This window comes from Mesorhizobium sp. M0062 (genome assembly GCF_040323125.1).
GTDB lineage: Bacteria > Pseudomonadota > Alphaproteobacteria > Rhizobiales > Rhizobiaceae > Mesorhizobium.
Window position 1 is genome coordinate 91,170 of record NZ_JAMYUO010000006.1, and the last position, 23,451, is coordinate 114,620.

A 23,451-nucleotide genomic window follows, 5' to 3' on the forward strand; every position below is an offset into this window, starting at 1 on the left:
GCCGGTCGAGCAGGAAGTCGAGGCCTTTGCCAAAGGCGCCATCCCTTGAGAAATGAAGACCACGCCAACTCATTTCGCCACTGCTTCGTCAACGTTCCTCCCGCCAAGCAATCAGAGCCGCCGGCCCGCATCTCAGTCAGCAGGGCGTATATTGGCACGTCCGTAATGGAAGCAGCAGCCACATATGAAAGTCGCATAAGATAGATTATGGAACTTGTGCATTAGACTGAAGCTGGAAATTGCTGCGATTTTCACGGGTTTGGCATGATCGACGCGTGTTGCCTTGAGCCGATGGCCAACGCTACGCTGTGTCGATGACGACAGCAAAGCGTGACATCGAAGCGGCGATCGAAGTGTTCGTGCACGGCTTCAGCACCGACAAGAGCCGTTCCTTTCCCTACGAGGCCAGCCGCGTCGGACCCTTGTGGCTGATGCGCGATGCCGAGCGCAAGAATGCACGCGACTACCGTGGCGAAGAATGGATCGTCCATGACGTCGCCGCCGAGGAAGCCGATGCCATCGTGCGGCAGCATGCGCGGCCAAGCTTTGCCGTTTCGGTCGTGATCGCGAATGACGGCCCGGACGAACCGACGCGAACTGCCTACAAGGCGCTCGGCTACCGGCTGCTGCGGACGGAAGGCTTTTTCGTCCAGTCGCTGCGCCAAATTCCAGACCCGCCAGTAATCGTCTCTATCGAACGCGTGAGGACGGCTGAACGCGCTGCACAACTGGGAAAGGTCATACGCAGGCGGCCACTTCCAGACGATCAACTCGGCGACGATGCGCCGTTTCGCCAGTATGTGGCGCTCGATGGCGACGCCATCGTCGGGCGTGTGCGCAGCATAGACGCCATCGGCGCCACATGGTGCTCGGCAATGTTTGTCGAGCCTTCGTACCGGCGTCGAGGCATCGGCCAGGCGCTGATGGCCAAAATGCTGCATGACGACAAAGCGCATGCGTCGCGGTGCTCGATGCTGTTGGCGACGCGTGCCGGAGCGCTGCTTTATCCCCGCATGGGCTATGAGCGGATTGGAACGCTGCTGATCTTCGCGCCGAAGAACCGAACGTCCTTATAAAGATCTGCTCGTATCATGCTGTCTCATAAAGGAATTTCGATCACCATGCCGTCATAGGCCGGAGTGACGTTGGCCGGCACCTCGGCCTTCACCGTGGCATAGTCGAGCGGCACATGCATATGCGTCAGCACGGCCTGTTTCGGCGCCAGTTTTTCAATCCAGCCAAGCGCCTGACCGAGCGACAGATGACTGGGATGGGTATGGTACTGCAAGGCATCGATGACCAGCATTTCCAGGCCGCGCAGCCGCTCGGCGGTGGTATCCGGGAAGTCGCTTATATCGGGGCAGTAGGCCAGCCCGCCGATGCGGAAGCCGAGCGAAATGATGTCGCCATGGATCTGCGGCAGCGGCTCGAGGGTGAGGGCACCGCCCTCGCCTTCGATCGTCACCGCCCTTGCGTGATCGATGATGTGCGGCCTGACGATCGGCGGATAGGAACTGCCAAGCGGCGTCTCGAAGCAATAGCCGAACGCTTCGCGCAGCCTGAGCATGGTCGGCTGGTCGGCATGGACATCGATCAAATGGCGCTGCTCCAGCACGTAGCCGCGCAGATCGTCGATGCCGTGGATGTGGTCGGCGTGCGGATGCGTATAGACGACGGCGTCGATGCGCCGGACCGCCGCCATCAGCATCTGCTCACGGAAATCAGGCCCGGTGTCGATGACGACCGTGGTTCTGGCGCCGTTGGCTGCTATCCGCTCGACGAGCGCGGCTGAGCGTGTACGCCGGTTTTTCGGATTGGCCGGGTCGCAATTGCCCCAATCGCCGGTGATGCGCGGCGTGCCAGGTGACGAGCCGCAGCCGAGGATGGTGAGGCGCAGCCGGTCGCTCATGCGTCAGAGCCCGGCGGGCCGCGGCATCTTGCCGAACAGCCGGAAGAAGTTTGCCGTCGTCAGCGTCGCGATCTCGGCTTCGCCAACGCCGACCGTCTCCGCCAGCACCTTGGCTGTATGCGCGATATAGGCCGGCTCGTTGCGTTTGCCGCGGAACGGCACCGGCGCCAGATACGGTGCGTCGGTCTCGACCAGCAGCCGGTCATGCGGCACATCGGCTGCGATGGCGCGTAAATCGGCGGAGTTCTTGAAGGTCAGTATGCCCGAGAAGGACACATAGCCACCAAGCGCCACGCCGACCTCTGCCAGCCGTCGCCCCGACGAAAAACAATGCAGGATGAAGGGGAAGGCGCCCTTCCCTGTTTCGTCTTCGAGGATGGCAGCCATGTCGTCATCGGCATCGCGCGAATGGATCACCAGCGGCAAGCCGGTCTCGCGCGCGGCCGCTATGTGAGTGCGAAAGCCCTGCGCCTGCGCATCGCGTGGCGCCTTGTCGTAAAAATAGTCGAGCCCGGCCTCGCCGATCGCCACCACCTTCGGGTGCGCGGACAGGCGCACAAGGTCCTCAGCCGTCACATCCAGCTCTTCGCCGGCATTGTGAGGATGAGTGCCGACCGAGCAATAGATTTCGTCGAAACTCTCGGCAATCTCAAGCACTTGCGCAAACCGCTTCACGCGTGTCGAGATGGTCACCATGTGACCTATACCGGCAGCCTTGGCGCGGGCGACGATGGCCGCCCGCTCCTCGGTGAAATCCGGAAAGTCGAGATGGCAATGGCTGTCGACGAGCATCAGGCGCTCGCCTCAGGGTTTTCGACATAACGCGGAAACACGCCCTCCGGCGCGGGCAGCGCCGTGCCGGGCACCAGCGCATAGTCGGCATGGACATGCGCGAAGTCGCGCGTGTCCGCCGGCACCGCCAGCAGATCGAGCAGCTTGCCGGCCGACCCCGGAATGTAGGGCTGGCACAGCAATGCCACGCGCCGCACCAGTTCGGCGGTCGTCCACAGCACCGTTTCCATGCGCGCCGGATCGGTCTTCTTCAGCGCCCAGGGCGCCTGCGAGGCGAAGTAGCGATCCGCTTCCGCCACAACGCCGAAGATCGCCGCCAACGCGAGATGGATGCCCTGTTCCGCCATCGCCTGGCGCGCGGTACCCAGCGCTTCCACCGCCTGGTCGAGGATCGCGCTGTCGGCTTCGGTCAGCTCGCCGCGATGCGGCACCACGCCGCCGCAGTTCTTGGCGATCATCGACAGCGAGCGCTGCGCCAGATTGCCGAGACCGTTGGCGAGATCGGCATTTGTGCGGTTGACGATCGCGTCATGGCTGTAGCTGCCGTCCTGGCCGAATGGCACCTCACGCAAGAAGAAATAGCGCACCTGGTCGAGGCCGTAATGCTCGACCATGGTGAAGGGGTCTACGACATTGCCGACCGACTTCGACATTTTCTCGCCGCGGTTGAACAGGAAGCCATGCGCGAAGACGCGCTTCGGCAGTTCGATGCCGGCCGACATCAGGAAAGCCGGCCAGTAGACGGCATGGAAGCGGACGATGTCCTTGCCGATAATGTGCGTGGCCGGCCAGTAGCGCCATTGCTCGGCCTTGGTGTCGGGATAGCCGGCAGCGGTGATGTAGTTGGTCAAAGCATCGACCCAGACATACATCACATGCTTGTCGTCGCCGGGCACCGGCACGCCCCAATTGAAGGTCGTGCGCGAGACCGAGATGTCCTTGAGGCCGGACCTGACGAAGCTCATCACCTCATTTCGGCGCTCGGCCGGACCGACGAAATCGGGCTGGCTTTCGTACAGCGCAAGCAATTTGTCCTGATAGGCGGAAAGCCTGAAGAAGTAGCTTTCCTCCTCATTCCATTCGACCGGCGAGCCAAGCGGCTCGCGGCGCACGCCGTCGTCGCCAAGCGTGGTTTCGCTCTCTTCGAAATAGGCTTCCTGGCGGACCGAATACCAGCCACTGTAGCGGTCGAGATAGATGTCGCCATTGGCCGCCATCGCCTTCCAGATCGCCTGGCACGACTCGTAGTGGCGTGGTTCCGTCGTGCGGATGTAATCATCATTCGAGCCGCCCAGGACCTCTGTCATCGAACGGAAGATCGCCGAGTTGCGGTCGGCAAGCGCGAGTGGCGTTATGCCTTCCTTCTCGGCCGTCTGCTGCATCTTGAGGCCGTGTTCGTCAGTGCCGGTGAGGAAGAGCACGTCCTTGCCGTCCAGGCGCTGGAAGCGGGCCAGCGCGTCGGTCGCAATGACCGTATAGGCGTGGCCGATATGCGGCTTGCCGTTCGGATAGAAAATTGGTGTCGTGATGTAGAATGTGTCGCGTGACATGAATTAACCGTCATGAATGGCCGAATGAATGTGAGCGGTGGATATCGCATCGAGACGGCGATTGCCATCCCGCCCCAATGCCGAAACCGGTCACATTCGCATTGCGGAATTCAGGCGGTCGATCATGGTCAAGGCGTGCTGCTTCTTGTCAAGATTGTAGGTATCGGTCTCAGATATGGCGTTCAGCGCCTCGTGCCAAGTGTCGGACAGCGTTTTCGCCCGCGCGAGATCCCCAGCCAGCGCGGCTTCACTGGCGCCGGTGGAGAGCAGATCGAGCGCGCGGCGGTTGAAGATGTCGAACTGGATCGCCTGGTCGCGGCCGGCGACGGCCTCGGCAAGGCGATAGGCGCCGGCGATGTCGCTCCTGCCCGACGTGACCAGGGCGTCGAGCGTGCCGGCAATCTCCAGCCCGCCATATTGGGTCAGAAGGATCGCATTGCGGGCGCTGCCCCCTGCCCGTTCCGCCAGTGCCGCGCGCGCGGCAGGATCGGAAGGTGGCGGCGGCTCGACGGTTTCCAGAACGCTCATCAGGCTGCCGGCATCGAGCGGCGTCAGCCGCACCATCTGGCAGCGCGAGCGGATGGTCGGCAAAAGGCTGCCCGGCGCATGCACGATGAGGATGAACAGCGTGCGGCTCGGCGGCTCCTCGAGGTTCTTCAGCAAGGCATTGGCGGCGTTGGTGTTCATGTCGTCGGCCGGATCGACGATCACCACCCGGTAGCTGCCGTCATGCGAGGTCAGCGACAGGAAGCGGTTGACCTTGCGGATCTCGTCGACGGTGACGACCGTCTTGAAGCTCTTGGTCTTGTCGTTCAGCGGCCTGGTCAGATGCAGCACGCCGGGATGCGCCCCGGTGGCGATCTGGCGAAACAGCGATGAGGCCGGATCGGGAACGGCAAACACATCCGGCGCCTGGTCGAAGGCCGGATGCTTCAACAGATGGTGCGCCAGGTGAAAGGCAAGCGTCGCCTTGCCGATGCCGATCGGCCCGGCAAAGATCACCGCATGCGGCAGTTTTCCCGAGCGATAGGCGGCAGCGAGCATCGCGGCCGCCTGCTCATGGCCGACCAGGCGCAGCGTCTCGGACGGCTCCGGTACACCGTCCAGCGTGTCGTGCTGCTCGGGAGCGATGCGTTCGAAGATCATGCGGGCGCCGCCTGTCGGTTGCGCGCGGGCGCCCTCGCCTCAAGTGCGGCGAACACCACCGCGGTGATGACATCCTCCACCGTAGCGGGAGGCGCCGACGCGTCGATCACGATGCAGCGGTCCGGCTCGGCGGTTGCGATCGCCAGGAAGGCGTCACGGCGGCGCTGGTGGATGTCCAGCGTCTCCTTTTCGAAGCGGTCCGGACCGTCCTCGGCGCCACGCCGCGCGGCGGCGCGCCGCAAGCCCTCGGCGGGGTCAATGTCAAGGATCAGCGTCATGTCCGGCATCATGCCGTTGATGGCGACCTCCTCCAGAGCTTCCATGAAAGCCGGATCGAGGCCGCCGGTGACGCCCTGATAGACGCGCGACGAATCCAGGAAACGGTCGCAAAGCACGATGGAGCCGCGCTCCACCGCCGGCCGGATGACCTGCTCGACATGGTCGGAGCGTGCGGCGGCAAACAGCAACGCCTCCATCTTCGGCCCGAAAGGCTCGGCGGCGCCGGACAGGAGCACGTGCCTGACCGCCTCGGCGCCGGGTGACCCCCCGGGTTCGCGGGTGAGGAGGACATCGTATTTCTTGGCGCGCATCTTCTGGGCCAGCCGCTCGATCTGCGTCGACTTGCCGGCGCCCTCGCCGCCTTCGAAGGTGATGAAAAATCCGCTTGCCAATCGAAAGGCCTTTGTCCTGCTTTGCGCTGGTGTCTTAGTCCGCGCCCGAGAAAAGGTCCACGCCGCAGGAACTCAACGCAGCCAGCCTACGGCCAGTTCCCTGGCGGCATCAAACGCTCGTTGCGGCAGTGTGCCGACGCCAACCGATTCGGCGGCGAAAAGCGGGGTTTCCTGGCTCAGCGTGTCGCCGATCCAGACGCGCAGCGCGCCGACGGGCTGTCCCTCCTCCACCGGCGCCGATACCGGCCCCTGATAGACGATCCTGGCGGTCAGCTTGTCGCGGTTGGCGATCGGCAGCAGGACGTCGATGGGCGCCTTTGCCTTCAGCGCTACGCTGGATTTGGCGCCGCCGAACACCTGGGCCTCGCCGACCACTTCGTTGCTGGCGAAAATCTCGGTCTTCTCGAAGGAGCGGACGCCCCATTCAAGCAGCTTGCGCGCTTCCTCGGCGCGCTCGCGGTCGTTGGCCAATCCGCTCATCGCCGCGATCACCCGCGTCCCGTCATGGCTGACCGAGCCGACGATGCCGAAACCGCCCGCCTCACTCGACCCGACCGCCAGCCCATCGGCACCGATGCCCATGGCCAGCAACGGGTTGCGGTTCTTTTGCGAGATCTTGTTCCAGGTGAAATCGGCCCGGCCGTAATAGAGATAGAGATCCGGATATTCGCGCCATATATGCAGGCCAAGCTGCGCCAGTTCGCGCACCGTCGTCTGCTGGCCGTCGGCCGGCAGGCCGGTCGAATTGACGAATGTCGATTTCGCGAGCCCGATCTGGCGGGCGCGATCGTTCATCTGCGCCGCGAAATTCTCTTCCGAACCGGCCATGCCTTCGGCCAGCACCATGCAGCCGTCATTGGCGGCCTGTATGGTGACCCCCTGGATCAGATCCTCGACCCGGATCGCCGATTTGAGCTTGGCAAACATGGTCGACGTTCCCGAAGGCGCACCGCCCTTGCGCCAGGCATTTTCCGAAACCACGAAGGTGTCGTCGAGGCTCATGCGCTTCGACTTGATGGCGTTGAAGACCATCTCCATCGTCATCAGCTTGGCCATCGAGGCCGGCGGGATCGGTTGGTCGGCATCCTTGGAAAACAGCACCGTGCCGGTTTCGGCATCGATCACGAAAGCCTGCGTGGCCTTGGTCTCAAAAAGCTGCGCGTTGGCCGGAACCAACGCGGCAAGCAAGAAGCCAAGGCCAAAAAGCCCGGCAAAAGGGTGGAAAAGGCGAAATCGCATGAAGAGGCTCGACTGTTAGCCGGCAGAAACTTGCCGCAACGCTATCAGGCTTCTTCCCGGCGGATCAACCGCGCAATGACAAAACCGGCGTGCCTTTGTTGGTCAGTTGCGCACAGCCAGCGCGTCCGGCGCGCCATGCGACCATGCCGCGCGCAAGAGGTCGTCGACATTGCCATGGCCATCCGGATAGAGATTGACCGCGTACCAGTCATTGCCGTCGAGTTCGGTGCTCTGGATTTCGGTCCTGCCGAACGGTTCGAGAGCCGCAGCCACCCGCTTTGCCTCGGCAGCATCGTCGAAGGATCCGGCGGCGACATAGTCGGAAACGGCAGGCGATGCCTGCGGGTTGGATTTCTTCCACGATTGCAGGATGTCGGCTGGCGACATGCCCTGGTCGTCAAGCGCTGCAAAGACGTCGGCGCGCTGTACGCGCTCATCCGCATAGGAGAGCGAAGCCACGGCAAAGGACGATTCCGGGCGCTGAGGCACGATCGGCCCGAATTCAGGCAGCGTCACATCGCTTGAGGCCGGTGCCTGCATCGACATCACTGGCTGTGTGTCGGAATTCGTCAACTGACCAGGAAACGGCACTACGGCAGGGGGTGCGCCAACAGATAGGCTCGGCGAAGGTCCGTTCATCGCCACCATGACGCCGGTCGGCAAGCCATCGGACGGGTCCGGGCGGTTGTTGCCCGGGCGATAGGAGGCGACCAGATATTGGTCGTCGTCGCCGTCGAGCGGCGCGCGGCCGATATATTCCACTTTGACCCTGGCCGTGCCGACCTTGGCATAGTCGAGCATTTGCGCGGCGCGTTCCGAGACATCGATGATGCGTCCCTCATGATAGGGGCCGCGGTCGTTGACGCGCACGATGACCGAGCTTCCGGTCTCGGTGTTGGTGACACGGGCATAGCTCGGCAGCGGCATGGTCGGATGCGCCGCGGTCAGATGGGTCATGTCGTAGACTTCGCCATTGGCTGTGAGACGACCGTGGAAGGCATCGCCATACCAGGAGGCGAGACCGACCTTGGCGTAGCGCTTGTCTTCCTTGGGGTAATACCACTTGCCGCGCACCTGATAGGGCTTGCCCAACTGGTCGCGGCCGCCGCCGCGCCGCATGTACTGAACGCGCGGGCTGGCCTTCACGCCGTACTCGGTCTCGGCAAAATATTCCTTCGAGCGAGGCTTCTTGTAGACCATGGCTTTCGGCTCGGACTGCGGCGACGCGCACGCGGCCAGCAACGCAGCCGAAAGAGCGCACAACACCAAAGCAGGAGCGCGACGAAGACGCCGATGCGTCGTGGTCTGCATGTTTTCCGATGTCCCCTACCGTCTCGACACAGGCGCCGCTTCTAGAATTTCGGCGGAGCCAGATGAGCAATGCCTGCGACGCGCCAATCCCCATCCCTTGTGCGCAGGAATTGTTTATCAGCGTATTAATCGATTGTGTCCGGAACCGGGCAGGAATGTGGCGGCCAGGTCCCGGGCTGGCCGGGCGCCTGTGAGGAGGCATCCGAGACCTCTGTCCTTTGGAGTCTGGAAGTGAACCTGTGGCATGAAGCGCGGCTGCCTGGAACCGACCGACCCGAGATACGTTCTGCGCCTCATGGATGAATTCATTGAACGTTTCGGGCAACAGACGTGGCTGCCCTTTTCCGTAATTTCAGCCAGGCTTTTGCTCGCGGCCGTCCTTGGCTCCATCGTTGGGATCGAACGCGAATGGCGTAACCGACCGGCCGGATTGAGGACACACATCCTGGTCTGTGTTGCGACGGCTCTAATTGCCATCCTCACGATCGAGATTACTCATCTTCACGTCTTCGATGGTCAGGAAATCGCCATTGATCCTATCCGCTTGATCGAAGCCACGACTGCCGGCGTGGCATTTCTGGCCGCGGGCTTGATCTTCTTCTCCAAGGGCGAGGTTCAAGGGCTTACCACTGGGGCGGGCATGTGGCTGGCAGGCGCCATAGGCCTGGCGGTTGGGCTCGGGTTCTGGCAGATCGCGGCTTTGGCTACCTTGCTCGCACTTGTCGTGCTGGGTCTTCTGCAACTTGTGCAGGTCGGCAGCAAGGATCGCAATTAGATCCCGGCTCCTTCGAAAACGGGTTCGCAGCTCCGTTCGGGTAACGAACGCCACCCCCTATTATCCATGGCAGCGCCGATGGTTGACTTGGCGATGGGCAACGCTCTAGAGAAATGAACCGCAAGCTGGTCCGGAAGGATAGGTATCATTCGATACCAACTGTCGTTCACTGGGTCGGTTGATGTTCCTAGATGATTGAAAAGTCACGTTGGAGGGATGGCCGAGCGGTTTAAGGCACCGGTCTTGAAAACCGGCGTGGGTGCAAGCCCACCGTGGGTTCGAATCCCACTCCCTCCGCCAGATATTTGGCTACCGTGCTGAATTGCCTCTGTATTTTCAAAGAGGGCCAAATCTTTCCTAAGTTATTCCTAACTTCCTAAAACGAAGAAGCCTGCCACCGCGAGGCAGCGGGCCAGCGTGAGCGCAAACGTTGCGCCAGCCTCAGGATCAACGTTCGTCCTGGCGATAGAGCCGTTTGGTCGCGCGGTCGCTTTCCATGCGTTCTGCAGGACCACGGTGGCGTCGGGTCATAAGAACGTATGCCATCAATAGGGCCAGCAACAGTGGCCCACCAGCAACGACGATCAACCACATCACACTTTCAAACATGAGGCATCTCCTTCACGTCACAACCGTCAAGGAGAAGAACCGTTCCGTTCAAAGTTACAGCAACACCAGCACCTCCTGCGACTGAGGGCCGTTTTCCCATGTGACCGTTTCGGAAATCCGGGCTCCGCTGCAACAAAAGGCTGCGGCTGCACGTTGCGGTTGATCATTCAACCAGGAGCAAAGCAAATGGCTGACGACAAAACGAAGACGGACTTCCGCGATCGGGACCGCGTCTCTGCCGATGAGGATTATGAAGTCGAGTATTTCGCCACCAAGGCCGGCATCACCCCGCAGCAGGTCAAGGAATTGATCGCGAAGCACGGCAACCGACGCGAGACGCTGGAGCGGGAAGCGAAGGCTCTGGGGAGCGGTAGGTAGGCCGGCATGCCAGAGTACCAGGTGGAAGAGTGGCATGGAGAGGAGTGTGTCTCAACTCAGGCCACGAGCGCCGATGATCCGTTATCTGCGGTAGAGAAGGTCACGGGCCAAAGGGTGTCGCCTAGAGCGCTTCAGGAGCATTGGTTTCGTGTGGTCGATGAAGATGCGCGAAGCACGCATGAATTCAGCCTTGAGGACGGCGGCCCGGCTGGAGATTTCGCAAAATAGCCATGACCAGAATCTCGGACCTGCATTGGGACCAACGCTGCAGATAGGCGAGAAAGGTGCAGCCGCCGGGCGGACCCGACGGCTTATCGTCGATTGGATCGCTGCCGCCGCATGGGGCCTTAGGGCGCGGCCGGCGCCAGCTTGGCGGCTACTTGGTCGATCTTGTCGGCAAGTACGCTATTGGCCCAATCTGTCACCTCAGGGTCAACGGGCTTGTTGGCCATTTGGGCAAGGGCTGCATCGATCGATGGGACGTTGGCAGCGGCAGCTGTGGCGGCGGTCTGAGCAGCGGCCGCATCCTGGGTGGCGTCATCGAGCGCTGCCTGTGCTGCATCGAGGTCGGCCTGCGTCGGGACATCTTCGGGCGGGGTATTCGGGTCAGCCGCTTTCGCATTCAGCGCGTCGAGCGCCGCTTTGGCGTCGGCAACCGCCTGATTAGCGGCATCGAGCGCCGATTGAGCGTTCTTGGCTATCGCCGACTGTGTCACAAAAGCCTGCACGCCAGCGAAGTTCTTGCTCTTGGAGTGCATAAAGGCGTTGGCGTTGCGCTGCAGTGAGTTCAATCGGCCCAGCTTGGCATGGATATTCTTTTCCTTAGACACTGAACCGGTAGCGGCCTTGGCGACCTGGCCCTTGGCGGATGCCGACTTGCCGAGCGAACCGCCGCCTCCGCCATTGCCGCCAGCATTACCGTTTCCTCCGCTATTGCCATTGCCATTGCCGTTACCGTTACCGTTACCGTTGCCATGGCCGTTACCATGGCCGTTGCCACCAGCAGCAGCCAGGGCCGGCGACACCAGAAGCGAGAACACCGCAAATGCAGCAAAAAGGGTCTTTCGGGATGTCATAACTACCTCCGAGATTGCCACCGCCACTAACCGCTATAGCGGGCAACATGAGGAATCGCTAACACAAAGGGTAAACTTGGATATAGCTGTGCTTTCATTGCGAGAACGAAGCGGCCGGCCGGCGAAACGCCAACCAGCATAACTCTTTGAAATTGCTGAAGTAGATCACCCTCGTTGGGACCGGCCGGCCTTCCGAACTCAAAGGTCCTAGACCGCTCGGACCAAGGTCTTAAGCCTTGGTTTCGGCCGCGACTCAGAAGTCGTGACGGCGCGGCGACCTTCGGTAGTCGGCACCGTATCGGCCTGAGGCCGAGCTCGACATCGATCCGCTGCTGTGTCCCAAAACACCGCCTAAGTGGTTGTATTCTCTGTCTTTTGATGTAAGCGCTAGTCTGAGGTAAATTTCGACCGGCTTCTGGCGGGCTTACGTTATGCAGCATCGAACGTTCTTTGGCGGCAAGGTCACCGAGATCCCCACTTCGTTACATTGCGATCCCAGGGGAATGCTGACCGCTATCGAGTTCAGCGGTTACAATTTCCAAGCCGTGCGGGCGTTCGTCGTCACCGCGCCGCGCGGCACGTCGCGGGGCGGACATGCACACGGCTCGGGCCGGCAATTGATGATGCAGCTGTCGGGCGAGATCGGCATCGAATTTCGCTATCAGGAACAGATCGAACGGCTGACGCTCACCGCATCGAACCGCGCGGTGCTGGTCGATGCCCCGGTGTGGGCGCTGCAGACCTATGAAGGCGAGAACCCGTCTTTGCTGGTTTTCTGCGATACCGAATACGACCCTGAAAACTACGTATCGAACCCCTGATGACACTCATCGGGAAAGGAGAGGCCGCGATGCGCGCCAGGACATGACAGCGCCTCGCGGCAGAATGGCTATTCTCGGCGCCGGCATCATGGGCGCCAGCCTCGCTCTCATGATGGCCCGCAGAGGCTACGCGGTGTCCCTCTTCGACAAGGAGAGCGAGCCGATGGCCTGCGCCAGCCGTTGGAACGAGGGCAAGATTCATCTCGGCTATCTCTACGGGAACGATCCCTCGCTGCTGACCGCCCGGCATCTGCTTTCGGGAGGACTGTGTTTCGGCAGGCTTGTTTCCGAGCTGATCGGAAGCAATCTGGAATCGCACACGACCTTTTCGGAAGACCTTTATCTGGTCCATCGCAACTCGATCGTCGCTGCCGAGGCGCTGGGGGCGATCTTTGAACGTGTGGATGTATTGGTGCGCAGCCACGCTGACGCCACCAGCTACCTTGCCGACGTATCGGCGGCGCGGTCGAAACGGCTTTCCAGAACTGAATTGGCCGATGTCACCAACTCGGACCAGATCGTCGGCGGCTTCCAGGTGCCGGAGCGATCCATCAACACGCGATGGGTTGCCGACCGGCTTTGCGCCGTGCTTCGGGGTGAACCCAACATCAGCTTGCGAATGGCGGCCAAAGTCCTGTCGGCAAAGCCGGTGGACGGAATTGACGGGAAATGGCGCGTGGCGGTCGCAGGCGAGAAAAGCGAGGCGTTCGACATCGTCGTCAATTGCCTTTGGGAGGGGCGGCTGGCTGTCGACCGCACGGCCGGCATCGAGCCGGTTCCCGGATGGTCGCACCGCTACAGGCTTTGCCTGTTCGGCCGCACCAGGCAGCCTGTCGATGTGCCGTGCGCGGTCGTCGCCCTTGGCCCGTTCGGCGACATAAAAAACTATGACGGGCGCAACTTCTATCTCTCCTGGTACCCGAGCGGGTTGCTTGCGGAGAGTGGCGAATTGTCGATCGAAACGCCGCAAGCGCTCGATGCCGACGCACGACAGCGGTTCATCGGCGACGTTCGCGCCACGCTCGCCCGGTTGGTGCCCAGTGTTTCCAGCATGTTCGACGATGCCGAGGAGCTTGAGGTACGCGGCGGCTTCGTGTTTGCGCAAGGGCGTGGTTCGCTCAGCGACCCGAAAGCCACAATCCATCGCCGCGACCAATTCGGGGTCAACCGCCTGGGCAACTACATCTCGGTCGACACAGGTAAATATTCGACGGCGCCGTGGCTTGCCGACAGGCTGGCGCGGCAAATCTGCGGGATCGAGTGAATGGGTGAGACAGAACAGGGCGGCGCGAAGCAGGTAGCGCAGAAACAAGTCCAGCTTCGATCCGGCTGGCGGCCGAAGGTCACGGCGCTGGTGCCATGCTACAATTCGGCGGCATTCATTTCGCGTACGCTGGACAGCCTCGCCGCGCAGACCTGGGACAATATCGAGATCCTGGTCGGCGAGGACAATTCGACCGACGCGACATTCGAGATCGTTTCAGCCTTCGCCGGCGGCCGCGACGATGTCCGTATCCTGCGCCGGGACAAAAACCTGGGATGGCTGAAGAACTCCAACGATCTGATGGCCAATGCCAGCGGCGAATTGATGTTCTTTGCCTTCCATGACGACGTCATCGATCCAACCTATATCGAGGCGCTGGTGCGGGCGCTCGATGCCAATCCCGAGGCCGTACTGTCGTTCAGCGATGTCGAAGTGATCGAAGTCAGACGCGAAAGTGCCACGTGGAAGTTCGACCTGCTGGAGGGCTTGCAGGACGGTTTTGTGCGTGGCCGGGTGATGGCGCGCCAGCCGCATGGATGGTGGGTCCCCAACCGTGGGGTATTCAGGGCCTGGGCGTTCCACCGCAGCGGCGGGATCAAGCCCAACAGCCAAGGCGAATTCAGCGCCGACTGGACCTGGCTTCTGCATCTGTCGCTGCTCGGCGGCTTTGTCCGCGTGCCGCAAGTGCTCTGCCACAAATACTATCGGGCGGGCAGCATCAGCCGGCGCTGGGAACGCAACAGCACCCAACGAAGGGCATTGAGGGCGGCGGGGATAAGGGAGGTCTGGCACAGCGAGGCCGGCCTGGCACAGAGAACCTTCCTCGCTGCCTATATCGCCTTGCGGCCGTGGCGGTGGCTGCCGCGATCGCGAGAAGCGGAAAGACGGGGAAACAGGCAATCGGTGCATGGCAGCCCGGACAATTAAGAATGGCGCCGGCGACGTGTCAAAGCGGCTGCGTCAAGACACCCTGCCCGGCCAACGACGATTTCCGCGCATATCCGGCTGCCCCAAAATGGCACTCCGGTTGATTTTTCACGCGAGTTATGGTCGTTCTCCCGCCCATGAAAAAACTATTCCTTGCGGCGCTGGCCTCGGTGACGCTGGCCTGGCCCGCCCACGCGATGGACGCCGCCCTGCGCGCCGGCCTGCTGAAACTCGACCCGGAGACCCGGCTGGAGCAGAGATGCGACGCCGAAGTGCTCGACCGCATCAGCCATGACGACCACAAGTACAAGGCAGACCGCGTCGTCGCCTACGCCTTCGCGACGCCGGAAATGAAAGCCGATGTCATCCGCAGCCCGGGTGCTGCCTTCCGCAGCAAGGGACAGTGGTACCGGCTGAAGTTCAAATGCGAGACGGCGCCGGACCATATGGAGGTCCTGCAGTTCCGTTACCGCATCGGCGACGAGATTCCGGAAGCCGACTGGGCGAAGTACAATCTCTACGACTGAATTCGCTGCGACCAGAATTCTCTCTGGCAGAACGACCTTCCCTATTCCCGTGGCTTTCAGCGTCGGCCGTTAGAGCGGTTCAGCTTTTTATGGAGCAGCTGACCCACTCTAACTCTTTGTTTTTGCATAATTCCCGACGGAAAACCGCTACGCACTTTTCCTGGAATTGCGCCGGCAGTCTCTTGACGCGCGGGAACCATACACGTTAGGGCGTCGGCATATCCGACGACGAACACGCCGATACAGCAAGGGGCTCCGGTCGATGGACATTTTCAGCGCTGCAAGCATGACGGCCCTCCTCCAGGTCATCGCCATCGATCTGGTGCTTGCCGGCGACAATGCCATCGTCATCGGCCTTGCCGCCGCCGGCCTGCCGGTCGAGCAGCGCAAGAAAGCCATCCTGATCGGCGTGTTGGCAGCGACGGTGCTGCGCATCCTGTTTGCCGCCGTCACCGTCAAGCTTCTTGCCATTGTCGGCCTGCTGCTGGCCGGCGGCATCCTTTTGTTGTGGGTGTGCTGGAAGATGTGGCGCGAGCTGCGGACGTCGCATGCCGACGAGTTCGAGGCGACCGAGGCGCTGTCCGATTCCGACCTCAACAGCGACAGAACGGTGGGTGGCAAGGCGCCGCGCAAGACGCTCGGCCAGGCGGCCCTGCAGATCGTCGTCGCCGATGTTTCGATGTCGCTGGACAATGTGCTGGCGGTCGCCGGTGCGGCGCGCGATCATTTTCCCGTGCTTGTCATAGGCCTGGTGCTGTCGATCGCCTTGATGGGCTTGGCCGCGAGCTTCATTGCCAAGCTGCTGCATCGCCACCGCTGGATCGCCTATGTCGGCTTGCTGATCATTCTCTACGTCGCGATCGATATGGTCTATCGCGGCGTTGTCGAGGTCTGGCCGCATGTCAGTCCTGTGGTGAGCTGACGCTGCCGGTCCCACAGCTTCTGTAGCAGCATGGGTATCTGCCGGAGGCAGTGGTCGCGTTCGCCGCAGCCGCTGCCCATACCAATGCCGCAATAAGTGTGGTACTGGCCGCCGATCCCGAAAAACCCGGATGTTTTCTCATGTCTGCGCCTCGCGTCAGTTTCGTCAGCCTTGGATGCCCGAAGGCGCTTGTGGATTCCGAGCGCATCATCACGCGCCTGCGCGCCGAAGGCTATGAGATCGCACGCAAGCATGACGGCGCCGACCTTGTCGTCGTCAACACCTGCGGCTTTCTCGACTCAGCCCGCGACGAATCGCTCAACGCCATTGGTTCGGCGCTTTCGGAAAACGGCCGGGTGATCGTCACCGGCTGCCTCGGCGCCGAGCCGGACGTCATCCGAGAGAAGCACCCCAACGTCCTCGCCATCACCGGCCCGCAGGCCTATGAGAGCGTGATGGCCGCGGTGCATGAGGCGGCGCCGCCCAGCCACGATCCCTATATCGACCTTCTGCCGCCGCAAGGCGTCAAGCTGACGCCGCGCCACTACGCCTATCTCAAGATTTCCGAAGGCTGCAACAACCGCTGCACCTTCTGCATCATTCCCGCACTGCGCGGCGACCTCGTCTCGCGCCCGGCGGCCGATGTGCTGCGCGAGGCCGAGAAGCTGGCCAAGGCCGGGGTCAAGGAATTGCTGGTCATCTCGCAGGACACCAGCGCCTACGGCATCGACATCAAGTACCAGACGTCGATGTTCGGCGACCGCGAAGTGCGGGCGAAATTCCTCGACCTGTCGGAGGAGCTGGGCAAGCTCGGCATCTGGGTACGCATGCACTATGTCTACCCCTACCCGCATGTCGCCGATGTCATCCCGCTGATGGCGGATGGAAAAATCCTTCCTTATCTGGACATCCCCTTCCAGCACGCCTCGCCGCAGGTGCTGAAGAACATGCGCCGTCCAGCCCATGGCGAAAAGACGCTGGAGCGCATTCGCGGCTGGCGCGAGGTGTGCCCGGATCTGGCGATACGCTCGACATTCATCGTCGGTTTCCCCGACGAGACCGACGAGGATTTCGAGATGCTGCTCGACTGGCTGGACGAGGCCAGGATCGATCGCGCCGGCTGCTTTAAATACGAGCCGGTCCGCGGCGCCCGCTCCAACGATCTCGGCCTCGAACAGGTGCCGCAGGAGATCAAGGAAGCGCGCTGGCATCGCTTCATGCAGCGCCAGCAGAAGATCTCGGCGACGCAGCTGGCCAAGAAGGTCGGCAAGCGCCTGCCGGTGCTGATCGACGAGGCGCATGGCACGTCTGCCAAGGGCCGGACAAAATACGACGCGCCCGAGATCGACGGTTCGGTGCATATCCAGTCGCGCCGCCCGCTGCGCCAAGGCGACATCGTCACGGTCAAGATCGACCGCGCCGACGCCTACGACCTTTACGGCTCGGCGGTTTAGAAAATTACCAAAAAGGGCGCCTCCCGGCGCCATCGGATTTTTGGCACAGCCCTCGGCGCGGTTTCGCAGTCGAAGCGTGCAGCCCGCGAAGTGAAAAAGGGCGCCGGGCGGCGCCCCTTCTCTTTTGCGTTTCCGATACTTACTGCGGCAACTTGTCGTCGACGCCCTTCACATAGAAGTTCATGCCGAGCAGCGTGCCGTCGTCGGCTACTTCGCCGTCCTTGAGCCACGGCGTGCCGTCCTGCTTGGCGACCGGTCCTGTGAAGGGGTTCCAGCCATCTGCGATTTTCTTGGCGGTTGCCTCGGCCATCGCCTTCACATCGTCCGGCATATTGGTGAAGGGCGCCAGCTTGACGGCGCCGTCCTTGATGCCGAGCCAGACATTGTCAGGCTTCCAGGTGCCGTCGAGCGCTGCCTGGACGCGGCTGATGTAGTACGGCCCCCATTCGTCCGTCAGCGAGGTCAGCTGCGCGTTCGGCGCGAACTTGATCATGTCGGAGGACTGGCCGAAGCCGTGCAGCTTGCGCTCTTCCGCCACCTGCAGTGCCGCAGTGGAATCCGTGTGCTGGACGATGATGTCGGCGCCCTGGTCGAACAGCGCCTTGGCCGCGTCGGCTTCCTTGCCCGGATCGAACCAGGAGTTCACCCAGACGATCTTGGCCTTGAAGTTCGGGTTGACCGATTGCGCGCCGAGCATGAAGGAGTTGATGCCCATCACCACTTCGGGGATCGGGAAAGAAACGATATAGCCGGCGACCCCTGCCTTCGATTCCTTGGCGGCGATCTGGCCGAGCACGTAGCGGCCTTCATAGAAGCGCGCATTGTAGATGCCGAGATTGTCAGCGGTCTTGTAGCCGGTGGCGTGCTCGAACATCACTTTGGGGAACTTCTTGGCGACCTTCACTTCCGGGTCCATGAAGCCGAAAGAGGTGCCGAAGATGATCTTGCAGCCTTCGCGCGCCAGACGCTCGAAAGCGCGGTCGGCATCGGGACCTTCCGAGACGTTCTCGAGATAGGCGGTTTCGACCTTGTCGCCGAGCGCCTTCTCCACCTCGAGGCGGCCTTGGTCGTGCTGGTAGGAATAGCCGAAATCGCCGATCGGGCCGGTGTAGACCCAGCATGCCTTCAACTTGTCGGCGGCCTGTGCGGACGCCGCCAGTGACATGGCGGCGGTCGTGGTCATCAACGCGATAAGCAGTTTTTTCATTGTGTTACCTCTCTGAGTTTAGCCTTGGAGCTTCCCGTTTGTTTTTGTTGTCAACGATCCGGAACGAATGGCTGCCCCAAGGAAGCCGGCGTGTTCATCATCGTCAGACGCTTGTTGCGCGAGATTAGAACGAGAACCACGACGGTTGCCAGATAGGGCAGAGAAGAAAGCAGCTGCGAAGGCACCGGAATGCCAAATGCCTGTGCATGAAGCTGGCCGATCCACACCGCGCCGAAGATGTAGGCGCCGGCCAGCACGCGCCACGGACGCCAGGAGGCGAAGACGACCAGCGCCAGCGCGATCCAGCCGCGGCCCGCGCTCATGTTCTCTACCCATTGCGGCGTGTAGACCAGCGACAGGTGGCCGCCCGCAAGGCCGGCGCAGGCGCCGCCGAAGATGACCGCGAGATAGCGGTAGCGGATGACTTTGATGCCGAGCGCATGTGCCGATGTGTGGCTGTCTCCGATCGAGCGCAGGGTGAGGCCGGTGCGGGTCTTGAACAGGAACCACATGACGGCCGCCGTCAGCGCGATCGAGATGTAGAAGATTGGGTCCTGGCCGAACAACAGCCTGCCGACGACGGGAATGTCGGTGAGCACCGGAACGTAGAGGTTTGGCAGCCGCTCGCCCGGCTGGCCGACGAAGCTGGTCCCCATCATGCCGGACAGGCCGAGGCCAAGCAGCGTCAACGACAGGCCGGTCGCCACCTGGTTGGTGGCGAGCGACAGCGTCATCACCGCAAACAGCAGCGAGAACACGGCACCCATGGCGATTGCCGCCAACAGGCCGATCCAGGGCGATCCCGTGAGATAGCCGGCGCCGAAGCCGCCGACGGCGCCCATGATCATCATGCCTTCGACGCCGAGGTTGAGCACGCCGGAGCGCTCGACCACGAGTTCGCCGATTGCCGCTATTAAAAGCGGCGTTGCCGCCGTGGCGATGGTCAAAAGGATGTTGACGGCGATGTCCATCAGCGGGCTTCCTTCAACTTCGGCGCGGCTTCAAGCTTCGCCGCGCTTTTCGTCAGCGCCATGCCGACCAGGCGAATGCGGTAATGGATGAGCGTGTCGCAACCGAGCACGAAGAACAAAAGCATGCCCTGGAACACACGCGCCACCTTGTCGGAAATGCCGAGCGCGCTTTGCACCGCCTCGCCGCCGAGATAAGTCAGCGCCAGCACCAGGCCGGCGGCGACGATGCCGAGCGGATTGAGCCGGCCGAGGAACGCCACAATGATCGCTGTGAAGCCGTAGCCGGGCGAGATCACCGGTTGCAGCTGGCCGATGGCGCCGGAGACTTCCGAAATGCCGGCAAGCCCGGCCAGCGCGCCTGACAGCAGGAAGGCGAAGAAGACCATGCGGTTGAGGCCGAAGCCGGCGAAGCGCCCTGCCCTCGGGCTGGAGCCGAGCACGCGGACCTCAAAACCCTTGAGCAGGCGGCTCATTAGCACCCAGATCAGCACGGCTGCAACAAGCGCGAAGACAAAACCCCAATTGGCACGGCCGGCGTCCGGCATCAGTTCCGGCAGGACCGCCGAGTCGTTGAACTGGATCGTCTGCGGAAAACCATGGCCCTGCGGATCGCGCCAGGGGCCGCGCACCAGCCAGTCGAGGAAAAGCTGGGCGACGTAGACCAGCATCAGGCTGGTCAGGATTTCGTTGGTGCCGAAGCGCGTCTTTAGGAGAGCAGGGATTGCCGCATAGGCGGCGCCGCCGACCATGCCGAACAACAGCATCAGCGGCAGCACAAGCGGGCCTTCGAACCCGGGAAACAGCACCGGAATGGCCGAGCCGAAAATGCCGCCGAGGATGAACTGTCCCTCAGCGCCGATGTTCCAGATGTTGGCCTTGTAACAGACCGACAGGCCGACCGCGATCAGGATCAAAGGTGCGGCCTTGATCGCCAGTTCATGCAACTGCCAGACCTGGCTGATCGGCTCGATGAAATAGATCTCGAATGCGCTCAGCGGGTTGACGCCGAGCAACGCGAACAGAACCGCGCCGGCGATGATCGTCAGGGCGAAGGCGATGAAGGGCGACAGCGCGGAAAACAGCATCGAGCGCTGCGGGCGTTTGACGAGTTCGAGGCGCATCATGCCGTCTCCAGACCATGTTCGGCGTGGCCGGGCTCGGCGCCGCCCATCAACAGGCCGATCTTTTCGAAAGTTGCCTCGGCGATCGGCAGCGGTTTCGACAATTCGCCATTGTGCATGACCGCGATCGCGTCCGAAATCTCGAACAGCTCATCGAGGTCCTGGCTGATGACCAGAACCGCCGAGCCGCTGCGCGCCAGTTCGATCAGCGCCTGGCGGATGTGGGCGGCGGCACCGGCGTCGACGCCCCAGGTCGGCTGGTTGACGACCATGACGGCAGGGCTGCGGTCGAGTTCGCGGCCGACGATGAATTTCTGCAGATTGCCGCCCGACAGGGCCGCGGCTTCCGGATCGGGCGCGCTCTTGCGCACGTCCATCGCCACGATGATGCGCTGGGCGGCGGCATAGACCGCACCGCTTTTGACCGTGCCGCCGGCGCCGACAAAAACCTTGCCGTCGGTGGCGTGCCGCGACAGAAGCAGATTTTCCGAAAGCTTCATGCGTGGCGCCGCGCCATGGCCGAGGCGTTCTTCCGGCACGAAGGCAGCGCCCATCAGCCGCCGGCCTGTGATCGAGAGCGAGCCGGCATCCTTGCCGCGGATGCGCACGGATGCGGCGTCCTGCTGCAGCACCTCGCCGGAGACGGATTCGAAGAACTCGCCCTGGCCGTTGCCGGCGACACCGGCAATGCCGATCACCTCGCCGGCGCGCACAGTGAGGTTGATATTCTTCAGCGGGATCGAAAACGGGGTTGCCGGCTTGCGGCTGAGGGCGCGGATTTCGAGCAGCGGCTGCGCGGCCTCGATGCCTTCGGCCGGTGCGCGCACCACGGCCTTCACCTCGTTGCCGACCATCATGCGGGCCAGCGACGAAGCCGTTTCCTCGCGCGGTTTGCAATGGCCGACGACCTTGCCGTGACGCAGCACGGTGGCGCGGTCGCAGATGCGTTTGACCTCTTCCAGCCGGTGCGAAATGTAGAGGATGGATTTGCCCTCCGAGCGCAGGCGCTCAAGCGTTTCGAACAGCTTGTCGGCTTCCTGCGGCGTCAGCACCGAGGTCGGCTCGTCGAGGATGATGAGCTGCGGCGTCTGCAACAGGCAGCGGATGATCTCGATGCGCTGGCGTTCGCCGACCGAGAGATCGCCGACCAGCGAGTCCGGATCGAGCGGCAGGCCATAGCTGAAGGAAAGCGCCCTCGCCTTGGCCGCGATCGAGCTGATCGGTGAGCCGTCATCCAGAGACAGAGCGATATTCTCGGCCGCGGTCAGCGCCTCGAACAGCGAAAAGTGCTGAAACACCATGCCGATGCCGAGCTTCTTCGCCATGCCCGGACTGGTGATCCGCACCGCTTCGCCGTTCCAGAATATCTCGCCGGAATTGGGCTCCAGCGAACCGAACAGCATCTTGACCAGCGTCGACTTGCCGGCGCCGTTTTCGCCAAGCAGCGCGTGGATCTCGCCCTTGGCGATGTTGAGGTCGATATGATCGCACGCAGTCAGCGTGCCGAATATCTTGGTCAGGCCACGAACCTCAAGCAGGTTCGCTCCATCATGATCTGCACTCACAGTGCCTCCCATCCGGTTTCCGGATATGTTCTGTGTTCCCGCCAACATCGTATGCGCTGGCCGCTCTCGTGCGAAAGCAGCACCCACCTTGAAAGAGCTTCAAGAATTTCAGCGGAAACTCAAGGGGTAAAGATAGGCCCGTTTCGCACAACAAACCGACCGACCGGTTTTTCGTGCAAACAGTGCCTGGGCGCCGCGGCAAAGCACTGAAAGGAAGGCAAACCTCCGTCAGGGGATCAGTATTGTCGTACCCGTGGTCTTGCGCCCTTCGAGATCGGCTTGCGCCTTGCCGGCGTCCTTCAGCGCATAGCGCTGGTTGATCTTGATCTCGACCGCACCGCTCAACACCACATCGAACAATGCCGCGGCGGAGATTTCGAGGTCTTCACGCTTGGCGTTGTAGACGAACAGCGTCGGCCTGGTAGCGAACAGCGAGCCCTTCTGCGCCAGCAGCGACATCGAAAATGACGGGATCGGTCCAGAGGACTGACCGAAAGAGACGAACATGCCGAGCGGCTTCAGACAGTCGAGCGAGGCCGGGAATGTGTCGTTGCCGACCGAATCGTAGACGACGTCACATTTCTTGCCGCCGGTGATGGCGGCGACGCCGGCGACGAAATCCTGCTCCTTGTAGTTGATGACATGGTCGAAGCCATGCGCCTTGGCGAGCTCGATCTTGTCGGTTGAGCTTGCCGTGCCGATGACGGTGCCGCCGAGATGTTTTGCCCATTGTCCCAGGATCAGCCCGACGCCGCCGGCGGCGGCATGAAACAGGATGGTGTCGCCTGCCTTCACCTTGAAGGTCCGGCGCAACAGATACTCCGCCGTCATGCCTTTAAGCATCATGCCGGCGGCCTGTTCGTCGCTGATGCGGTCCGGTACCTTGACCACGCGGTCGGCGGCGACAATGCGCTGTTCGGCATAGGCACCGACATTGACGGCATAGGCGATGCGGTCGCCCGGCTTCAGCCAGTCGATGCCTGCGCCGACCTCGAGAACCACACCTGCCGCCTCGCCGCCCGGGATCAGCGGGAAGCCGCCGGGCGGCGGATAGAGGCCGATGCGGTGATAGACATCGATGAAATTGAGGCCGATCGCGGTGTGCCTGACCAGGATCTGCCCGGCGCCGGGTTGTCCCGGATCGGCGTCTTCATAGGTCAGGACTTCCGGACCGCCATGGGCGTGGATACGGATTGCTTTGGACATTTGTGGGCTT

At 62.2% G+C, this 23,451-nt stretch carries 23 protein-coding genes and 1 tRNA gene; 10 read left to right on the top strand and 14 right to left on the bottom strand.

Going from position 1 to position 23,451, the window contains the following annotated elements; translation table 11 throughout:
* Nucleotides 1-314 precede the first annotated feature (314 nt).
* Nucleotides 315-1,076 carry a GNAT family N-acetyltransferase gene (locus NKJ64_RS09805; RefSeq protein ID WP_023708498.1) on the top strand — a complete coding sequence of 254 codons (762 nt, stop codon included), beginning with the start codon at nucleotides 315-317 and terminating at the stop codon, nucleotides 1,074-1,076.
* A 23-nt stretch (nucleotides 1,077-1,099) separates the two neighbouring features.
* On the opposite strand, the gene NKJ64_RS09810 is transcribed toward NKJ64_RS09805, so the two are convergent.
* From NKJ64_RS09810 to NKJ64_RS09840, 7 genes are all read right to left on the bottom strand, one after another.
* On the bottom strand, nucleotides 1,100-1,909 hold the full coding sequence (locus tag NKJ64_RS09810; RefSeq protein WP_023682541.1) for an MBL fold metallo-hydrolase: 810 nt from the start codon (nucleotides 1,907-1,909) through the stop codon (nucleotides 1,100-1,102).
* A 3-nt stretch (nucleotides 1,910-1,912) separates the two neighbouring features.
* Nucleotides 1,913-2,701 carry a TatD family hydrolase gene (locus tag NKJ64_RS09815; protein WP_023696113.1) on the bottom strand — a complete coding sequence of 263 codons (789 nt, stop codon included), beginning with the start codon at nucleotides 2,699-2,701 and terminating at the stop codon, nucleotides 1,913-1,915.
* The gene (gene metG, locus NKJ64_RS09820; protein WP_023832184.1) at nucleotides 2,701-4,251 is read right to left on the bottom strand and encodes a methionine--tRNA ligase; all 1,551 of its coding nucleotides are present in this window, start codon (nucleotides 4,249-4,251) and stop codon (nucleotides 2,701-2,703) included. Before metG ends, NKJ64_RS09815 begins: the two co-directional genes overlap by 1 nt.
* 90 nt (nucleotides 4,252-4,341) lie before the next feature.
* On the bottom strand, nucleotides 4,342-5,397 hold the full coding sequence (locus NKJ64_RS09825) for a DNA polymerase III subunit delta' (RefSeq protein WP_023745049.1): 1,056 nt from the start codon (nucleotides 5,395-5,397) through the stop codon (nucleotides 4,342-4,344).
* Nucleotides 5,394-6,068 (bottom strand): dTMP kinase, encoded by a 675-nt coding sequence (gene tmk, locus NKJ64_RS09830; RefSeq protein ID WP_023701723.1) that lies wholly within the window; start codon nucleotides 6,066-6,068, stop codon nucleotides 5,394-5,396. The genes NKJ64_RS09825 and tmk overlap by 4 nt, the downstream gene beginning before the upstream one ends.
* Before the next feature lie 72 nt (nucleotides 6,069-6,140).
* Nucleotides 6,141-7,307 (bottom strand): D-alanyl-D-alanine carboxypeptidase family protein, encoded by a 1,167-nt coding sequence (locus tag NKJ64_RS09835; protein ID WP_023830023.1) that lies wholly within the window; start codon nucleotides 7,305-7,307, stop codon nucleotides 6,141-6,143.
* A 102-nt stretch (nucleotides 7,308-7,409) separates the two neighbouring features.
* Nucleotides 7,410-8,618, bottom strand: coding sequence for a septal ring lytic transglycosylase RlpA family protein (locus tag NKJ64_RS09840; RefSeq protein WP_023830024.1), 1,209 nt, complete (start codon nucleotides 8,616-8,618; stop codon nucleotides 7,410-7,412).
* A 295-nt stretch (nucleotides 8,619-8,913) separates the two neighbouring features.
* On the opposite strand from NKJ64_RS09840, the gene NKJ64_RS09845 reads away from it, so the two are divergent.
* Nucleotides 8,914-9,393: an MgtC/SapB family protein gene (locus NKJ64_RS09845; protein ID WP_027050850.1), complete on the top strand. Its 480-nt coding sequence runs from the start codon at nucleotides 8,914-8,916 to the stop codon at nucleotides 9,391-9,393.
* Nucleotides 9,394-9,603: 210 nt separating this feature from the next.
* Nucleotides 9,604-9,693: transfer RNA gene (locus tag NKJ64_RS09850), tRNA-Ser, on the top strand.
* 147 nt (nucleotides 9,694-9,840) lie between these two features.
* Here the strand turns inward: NKJ64_RS09850 and NKJ64_RS09855 are convergent.
* Nucleotides 9,841-10,002, bottom strand: coding sequence for a hypothetical protein (locus NKJ64_RS09855; protein WP_023691300.1), 162 nt, complete (start codon nucleotides 10,000-10,002; stop codon nucleotides 9,841-9,843).
* Nucleotides 10,003-10,188: 186 nt separating this feature from the next.
* Here NKJ64_RS09855 and NKJ64_RS09860 point away from each other — a divergent pair, with 186 nt between their 5' ends.
* Nucleotides 10,189-10,380, top strand: coding sequence for a DUF3606 domain-containing protein (locus NKJ64_RS09860; RefSeq protein WP_023668952.1), 192 nt, complete (start codon nucleotides 10,189-10,191; stop codon nucleotides 10,378-10,380).
* 347 nt (nucleotides 10,381-10,727) lie between these two features.
* Here NKJ64_RS09860 and NKJ64_RS09865 read toward each other — a convergent pair whose 3' ends face one another.
* Nucleotides 10,728-11,456 carry a hypothetical protein gene (locus NKJ64_RS09865; RefSeq protein WP_023688477.1) on the bottom strand — a complete coding sequence of 243 codons (729 nt, stop codon included), beginning with the start codon at nucleotides 11,454-11,456 and terminating at the stop codon, nucleotides 10,728-10,730.
* Nucleotides 11,457-11,887: 431 nt separating this feature from the next.
* Here NKJ64_RS09865 and NKJ64_RS09870 point away from each other — a divergent pair, with 431 nt between their 5' ends.
* The 6 genes from NKJ64_RS09870 (at nucleotide 11,888) to rimO (ending at nucleotide 17,371) form a co-directional block, all read left to right on the top strand.
* Nucleotides 11,888-12,277 (top strand): sugar 3,4-ketoisomerase, encoded by a 390-nt coding sequence (locus tag NKJ64_RS09870; RefSeq protein WP_023696117.1) that lies wholly within the window; start codon nucleotides 11,888-11,890, stop codon nucleotides 12,275-12,277.
* 64 nt (nucleotides 12,278-12,341) lie between these two features.
* A complete protein-coding gene (locus NKJ64_RS09875) occupies nucleotides 12,342-13,541 on the top strand; it encodes an FAD-dependent oxidoreductase (RefSeq protein ID WP_023726567.1) in 1,200 nt (399 codons plus the stop codon).
* Entirely contained in the window at nucleotides 13,542-14,468 is a 927-nt protein-coding gene (locus tag NKJ64_RS09880) for a glycosyltransferase family 2 protein (RefSeq protein WP_352462446.1), read from the top strand.
* A gap of 119 nt (nucleotides 14,469-14,587) precedes the next feature.
* Nucleotides 14,588-14,995: a DUF930 domain-containing protein gene (locus NKJ64_RS09885; RefSeq protein ID WP_032904882.1), complete on the top strand. Its 408-nt coding sequence runs from the start codon at nucleotides 14,588-14,590 to the stop codon at nucleotides 14,993-14,995.
* A 262-nt stretch (nucleotides 14,996-15,257) separates the two neighbouring features.
* Nucleotides 15,258-15,917: a TerC family protein gene (locus NKJ64_RS09890; protein ID WP_023668959.1), complete on the top strand. Its 660-nt coding sequence runs from the start codon at nucleotides 15,258-15,260 to the stop codon at nucleotides 15,915-15,917.
* 140 nt (nucleotides 15,918-16,057) lie between these two features.
* Nucleotides 16,058-17,371 (top strand): 30S ribosomal protein S12 methylthiotransferase RimO, encoded by a 1,314-nt coding sequence (rimO, locus tag NKJ64_RS09895; RefSeq protein ID WP_023688481.1) that lies wholly within the window; start codon nucleotides 16,058-16,060, stop codon nucleotides 17,369-17,371.
* Nucleotides 17,372-17,510: 139 nt separating this feature from the next.
* Here the strand turns inward: rimO and NKJ64_RS09900 are convergent, their stop codons facing one another.
* The 5 genes from NKJ64_RS09900 to NKJ64_RS09920 all read right to left on the bottom strand — a co-directional run bounded on the left by NKJ64_RS09900 (nucleotide 17,511) and on the right by NKJ64_RS09920 (nucleotide 23,441).
* Nucleotides 17,511-18,578: a BMP family ABC transporter substrate-binding protein gene (locus NKJ64_RS09900; protein ID WP_023682527.1), complete on the bottom strand. Its 1,068-nt coding sequence runs from the start codon at nucleotides 18,576-18,578 to the stop codon at nucleotides 17,511-17,513.
* Nucleotides 18,579-18,628: 50 nt separating this feature from the next.
* Nucleotides 18,629-19,549, bottom strand: a complete 921-nt coding sequence (locus NKJ64_RS09905) for an ABC transporter permease (RefSeq protein WP_023668962.1) — start codon at nucleotides 19,547-19,549, stop codon at nucleotides 18,629-18,631.
* Entirely contained in the window at nucleotides 19,549-20,673 is a 1,125-nt protein-coding gene (locus NKJ64_RS09910; RefSeq protein ID WP_031193354.1) for an ABC transporter permease, read from the bottom strand. The genes NKJ64_RS09905 and NKJ64_RS09910 overlap by 1 nt, the downstream gene beginning before the upstream one ends.
* On the bottom strand, nucleotides 20,670-22,247 hold the full coding sequence (locus tag NKJ64_RS09915; RefSeq protein ID WP_352462447.1) for an ABC transporter ATP-binding protein: 1,578 nt from the start codon (nucleotides 22,245-22,247) through the stop codon (nucleotides 20,670-20,672). Before NKJ64_RS09915 ends, NKJ64_RS09910 begins: the two co-directional genes overlap by 4 nt.
* A gap of 216 nt (nucleotides 22,248-22,463) precedes the next feature.
* A complete protein-coding gene (locus tag NKJ64_RS09920; RefSeq protein ID WP_023807406.1) occupies nucleotides 22,464-23,441 on the bottom strand; it encodes a quinone oxidoreductase family protein in 978 nt (325 codons plus the stop codon).
* Nucleotides 23,442-23,451 lie beyond the last annotated feature (10 nt).

What these genes read in the sequence shown, in the direction of transcription:
- NKJ64_RS09870 (WP_023696117.1), top strand. Translation starts at nt 11,888, where the DNA reads ATGCAGCATCGAACGTTCTTTGGCGGCAAGGTCACCGAGATCCCCACT.
- NKJ64_RS09880 (WP_352462446.1), top strand. Translation starts at nt 13,542, where the DNA reads ATGGGTGAGACAGAACAGGGCGGCGCGAAGCAGGTAGCGCAGAAACAA.
- NKJ64_RS09915 (WP_352462447.1), bottom strand. Translation starts at nt 22,247, where the DNA reads ATGGGAGGCACTGTGAGTGCAGATCATGATGGAGCGAACCTGCTTGAG.
- NKJ64_RS09810 (WP_023682541.1), bottom strand. Translation starts at nt 1,909, where the DNA reads ATGAGCGACCGGCTGCGCCTCACCATCCTCGGCTGCGGCTCGTCACCT.
- NKJ64_RS09875 (WP_023726567.1), top strand. Translation starts at nt 12,342, where the DNA reads ATGGCTATTCTCGGCGCCGGCATCATGGGCGCCAGCCTCGCTCTCATG.
- NKJ64_RS09815 (WP_023696113.1), bottom strand. Translation starts at nt 2,701, where the DNA reads ATGCTCGTCGACAGCCATTGCCATCTCGACTTTCCGGATTTCACCGAG.
- metG (WP_023832184.1), bottom strand. Translation starts at nt 4,251, where the DNA reads ATGTCACGCGACACATTCTACATCACGACACCAATTTTCTATCCGAAC.
- NKJ64_RS09865 (WP_023688477.1), bottom strand. Translation starts at nt 11,456, where the DNA reads ATGACATCCCGAAAGACCCTTTTTGCTGCATTTGCGGTGTTCTCGCTT.
- NKJ64_RS09805 (WP_023708498.1), top strand. Translation starts at nt 315, where the DNA reads ATGACGACAGCAAAGCGTGACATCGAAGCGGCGATCGAAGTGTTCGTG.
- NKJ64_RS09890 (WP_023668959.1), top strand. Translation starts at nt 15,258, where the DNA reads ATGGACATTTTCAGCGCTGCAAGCATGACGGCCCTCCTCCAGGTCATC.
- NKJ64_RS09910 (WP_031193354.1), bottom strand. Translation starts at nt 20,673, where the DNA reads ATGATGCGCCTCGAACTCGTCAAACGCCCGCAGCGCTCGATGCTGTTT.
- rimO (WP_023688481.1), top strand. Translation starts at nt 16,058, where the DNA reads ATGTCTGCGCCTCGCGTCAGTTTCGTCAGCCTTGGATGCCCGAAGGCG.
- NKJ64_RS09840 (WP_023830024.1), bottom strand. Translation starts at nt 8,618, where the DNA reads ATGCAGACCACGACGCATCGGCGTCTTCGTCGCGCTCCTGCTTTGGTG.
- NKJ64_RS09885 (WP_032904882.1), top strand. Translation starts at nt 14,588, where the DNA reads ATGGTCGTTCTCCCGCCCATGAAAAAACTATTCCTTGCGGCGCTGGCC.
- NKJ64_RS09825 (WP_023745049.1), bottom strand. Translation starts at nt 5,397, where the DNA reads ATGATCTTCGAACGCATCGCTCCCGAGCAGCACGACACGCTGGACGGT.
- NKJ64_RS09900 (WP_023682527.1), bottom strand. Translation starts at nt 18,578, where the DNA reads ATGAAAAAACTGCTTATCGCGTTGATGACCACGACCGCCGCCATGTCA.
- NKJ64_RS09920 (WP_023807406.1), bottom strand. Translation starts at nt 23,441, where the DNA reads ATGTCCAAAGCAATCCGTATCCACGCCCATGGCGGTCCGGAAGTCCTG.
- NKJ64_RS09905 (WP_023668962.1), bottom strand. Translation starts at nt 19,549, where the DNA reads ATGGACATCGCCGTCAACATCCTTTTGACCATCGCCACGGCGGCAACG.
- NKJ64_RS09845 (WP_027050850.1), top strand. Translation starts at nt 8,914, where the DNA reads ATGGATGAATTCATTGAACGTTTCGGGCAACAGACGTGGCTGCCCTTT.
- NKJ64_RS09835 (WP_023830023.1), bottom strand. Translation starts at nt 7,307, where the DNA reads ATGCGATTTCGCCTTTTCCACCCTTTTGCCGGGCTTTTTGGCCTTGGC.
- NKJ64_RS09855 (WP_023691300.1), bottom strand. Translation starts at nt 10,002, where the DNA reads ATGTTTGAAAGTGTGATGTGGTTGATCGTCGTTGCTGGTGGGCCACTG.
- NKJ64_RS09860 (WP_023668952.1), top strand. Translation starts at nt 10,189, where the DNA reads ATGGCTGACGACAAAACGAAGACGGACTTCCGCGATCGGGACCGCGTC.